Raw genomic sequence first — 2,109 nt, forward strand, 5'->3', positions numbered from 1 at the left:
AGCTATTATCCAGCCGACATTCTTTAGAGAGGGCAAGGCGTTAAAAGATGCAGATATTTATGACTTTATAGAAATGCTAATTACCAAAGGTGAAGCAAGTAAGGAATCTAGCGAGTTAATAGAGCTTTTACCAAAATTAAGAGAAAAACACGAAGCTTACAAGGCAAATATGCCAAAAGACACACCACCAACAACGCCTACAAATACACCAAAAGGCGATACGCCAGAGCCAATACCAGCACCAAAAGACGCGCCAAATGTAGAGCCAGAGCCTAAGGGAGAAGCACCAGAAAATGAACTATTAGGAAAATCCGAAAAGTTAGAACAACCATTGCAAGAAGCGCCAGCACCTAAAGAAAGCCCAACACAAGCAATAAGCGAACTAAGACAAGAAGCTAAGACAAATTTAAATGAGTTAGTGGGTAAAGATATTGTCAATAAAGATGGCACAACAGCGCAAGTAAGCCATAAGAATATAGCAAAAATGTTAAGTGATAAAGCCATACAAAAAAGCGTAAATAATGGCTTTACACAGGAACAGCATTTTAAAGCGGTGAGCGATATTAAAAATCTTTTTGAAAGGGCAGAATTTAAAGAAACAACAAGCGACTTGAAAAATAACGATAAAGCTATAAGAATCCATCGATATAATGCAGATTTTGATAACGCAAACGCGCTTATAACGCTAAAAGAGAGTTTAGATAAAAACAAAAAGAGGATTTATACACTAGAGCTAGAAAGTTTAGAATCTAGGTTAAGCACTAAGCCCCACGAGAAAAACAATAGCGCCCTAGATTCTGGTTTTAAGGATTTTGATACTAGCGCAGGGTCTAATATGTCCTTAAAAGATTCTAATTCTACCACAAATCCACCAAAAAATACAAATCCTAGCAATGAAAACTCACTTGAACTTAAAGAACTAGAATCTAAACTTTCACAAATCAATGAGGAAATAGAAAAATCTGCTTTAGAGCAAAAGGCACAGGGTGGCTATATGAGCGAAACTACCAAACAAATACTAAGAGCCACAAAAGCAAGTAAGATTCTCAAACCATTTGAAAAAGCCTACTTTGGCAAAGAGTATCCAAAAGAGCTTGAGAGGATTCTTGCAGATTTTGGCTTTGAAAGTAACAAAGCCCTATCAGATAACGCTATACAACTAAAAAACAACACCAAAGCGGTGATAGAGGACTATAAAACGAGTTACAAAAACCAGCTACAAAATGAAGTCCAAAACACCACTGCCAAAAAGGCAAAAGAAAATCTACACTTTAGGCTTAGCCAAATCCTGCCAAGAGAGCAAGTGCAAAACCTAGATAATCTAATAAATACCAAGCTTTTATCAGATATTAAAAGTGGCAAGGATTTGGCACTTTATGAGACAATCGCAAACGAACAAATAAAAAGGCTAAGAGAACATATAGAATCCACACTCAATATAACGCCTATAAAAGACTTTGGCACAAATTACGCGGAGTTTTACCACGATGGCAAAGGCGCGGTTAAAAAGCTATTGCAAGAGAAACAAGGACAAGTCGTAGGCGCGTATGAGCGTAAAGATTTAGGCGATATAGATTTAGTTTGGGGAGAATACAACAAAGAAACACAAAAAGGCTTTGGGCTAAGTAAGATTCTAGCAAAGCACCCTGAAATCACAGCGGAGATTCTAACTGATATTATAAATAATGGAGTAATCAAAAGACAAGAAAATGAAGCAATACAAATTTTAAGAGATAATTACAAGGTTGTATTGAAATCAAATTGGAAAGGTGAGCCAACAAAAAATAAGTGGATAGTAACAAGCTATGAAACAAAAGGTGAGAAAGGCTCAAGTATATCATCTGAGCCTTTAACTAAAGGGGATAATCTCCCTTTAAACTCTAGCGCAGATTCTACCACAAACAAAAATTTAATACAAGATAATCCGCCACGCAATAGCAATGAAAACAACTTTAACCCCCTTATTTCACAAATAAATGCACATTTAGGCAGTGGCTTATTTGGTGGCAGTATGCAACAAGACGCTTTAAAGACAAGCATTATAGTGTAAGCTTTGATTTAGCAGTGAAGCAATTGCAGAAAGATTTTAGCGAGCATATCGCGCAAAAT

Annotated in this window: 1 protein-coding gene; it reads left to right on the forward strand. The window is 36.5% G+C overall.

Annotated features, from left to right (window positions below):
- Positions 1-2,050 (forward strand): DUF3519 domain-containing protein (locus CQA49_RS09715; protein ID WP_115575746.1); only part of this gene is annotated, 2,050 nt, incomplete at its 5' end.
- Positions 2,051-2,109 lie beyond the last annotated feature (59 nt).

It is taken from the genome of Helicobacter sp. MIT 00-7814 (assembly GCF_003364115.1).
Taxonomy (GTDB): Bacteria; Campylobacterota; Campylobacteria; order Campylobacterales; family Helicobacteraceae; genus Helicobacter_F.